The 1801-nt window shown below is 42.8% G+C and carries 2 protein-coding genes; one reads left to right on the plus strand and one right to left on the minus strand.

Annotated features, from left to right (window positions below; genetic code table 11):
- Nucleotides 1-329 (plus strand): hypothetical protein (locus WB217_RS02280; RefSeq protein WP_423990264.1); only part of this gene is annotated, 329 nt, incomplete at its 5' end.
- A gap of 166 nt (nucleotides 330-495) precedes the next feature.
- Here WB217_RS02280 and WB217_RS02285 read toward each other — a convergent pair.
- Nucleotides 496-1503, minus strand: a complete 1008-nt coding sequence (locus WB217_RS02285) for a serine hydrolase domain-containing protein (RefSeq protein ID WP_423990266.1) — start codon at nucleotides 1501-1503, stop codon at nucleotides 496-498.
- Nucleotides 1504-1801: the final 298 nt, after the last annotated feature.

Consider the following 1801-nt stretch of genomic DNA (forward strand, 5'->3'; position numbering starts at 1 on the left):
AGCTGAATCATATGAATCTGCTTGTCAAAAGGAAGCAATATGACGAGGCGGAGGCTATGGCAAAAGGATTAAGGAATAATATGCTTAAATGGTATTCTCTTGCTGGGATTGCAATTGAACAAGGGGATCTTGAATCGTATAAAGTATATAAAGAAAAAGTTAAGGATTCTTTTTATCGAAAGCTTTTGGAAATGGAAGAAATGGTTCAGGATGGGAAGAAGGAAAAGGTGATCTCTGAACTAGAAAATTTGATTCCGAATCTGAGGGGATCAAAGTTACTTAGTGTAATTCAATATAAACAAGATTTATTAAAAAGGCATGAGGTCTGATTCTTTATGAAAACACAGGGATGGTTCTCATGTTCCATGTTAGAACCGTCCCTATGTCTCGGAATGCGATTGACTTTTAAGAGTCCAGTTATTGGAGAACCGAAGTAATCTAGTTGAAGCATAGGGTACGCCTGGGGTACGTCCCAATGCTTCACCTCCCTGTGTTTCATTGTTCCTCAATTGCCCTCATAATATCGAAGGCTCCTTTGGATTTGTTGGAGCAGACGACGGCAATGGCTTGGGTGGCTGGATAATAGGCTGAATGGAAGCTGACTCCTGGGTCATAGCCCATGACATGGTATTTCAATACTTGATCGCCGTCTTTCTTGATCCAGATCCCGTATCCGTAATAGCCTGTTTCATTGACTTGCGCGTGGAGGGTCAGTAGTTTGTTCAACGACTCCTCACTTAGTAAAAGGTGATTATAAAGCGCGTTCCACAGCTTGACCATGTCTTCGGCGGTGACGTATGCCCCGCCGTCGGAACCGCCTTTTACCGGCAGTGAATAGATATTCGTCTTCCAGGTCCCATCAGGAAGGTCGATATAGCCTAATGCTGTATTCGCCGGGAGGGCGTCAAAGGTAAAATAACCAGATTGACTCATGCCTGCTCGCTTAAAAATTTGTTCCTGAATATATTCAGTAAACTCCATCCTGGAAACTTGTTCTATAATCAGGCCTAATAATATGTAGCCTGCGTTATTGTAGTGGAATGATTCGCCTGGTACGGATTTCATCTGCTCATTCTGGAACATAGGCAGGAAATCCTTGAGGCTTCTAATATGATACATCGGCCTGTAAATCCAAAGCTCCTCGAAATCATCCATGACATCCTCGTCAAAATAGTCGGGAATACCGGAAGTATGCGTCAGCAAATGGTGGATTGTAATCTCTTCACTGAAACTAGGAAACTCTATATCAAGGCAATCACTCAATCTCGTATCAAAGGTGAATTTGCCCTCCTCCACAAGCTGGCAAATGGCGATTGCCGTGAAAAGCTTGCAGCCAGAAGCGATTCCGAACCGGGTTTCCACGTTGTTTTTTAATGTATCAGCCCGATTTGCATAGCCAAAGCTGGCAGTGGCGGCGTGACCGGTCCCATCTTGAACCATTACCACTCCTGAAAAATCAACCCTGGACTGAACTTCTTTAATGACCTCTTTTATGTTTTTCATATGGATTCTCCTAACCTTATATACTCCGATGTTACCATTTTGTCTCTGTTGAATATAGTAAAATATGACAAAAAGTGAGACGCGAGAACCGTCCCCGCGTTCTTTCCTTTATAATGGACTAAAAAGGTTTGTTCTCTTCTGGGCTACTAGATATGTAAGGAGTTGGATGAAAGATGGACGAAAGAGTAATTAAGTGGGGAATATTGGGAACAGGTCTAATAGCAAGTGCTTTTGCGAAAGATTTAGCGTTTGCTGGAAATACGGAAAAGACGGCGGTTGGTTCACGCACTAAAGAGAG

The organism is Mesobacillus sp. (genome assembly GCF_049588175.1).
Taxonomy (GTDB): Bacteria; Bacillota; Bacilli; order Bacillales; family Cytobacillaceae; genus Mesobacillus.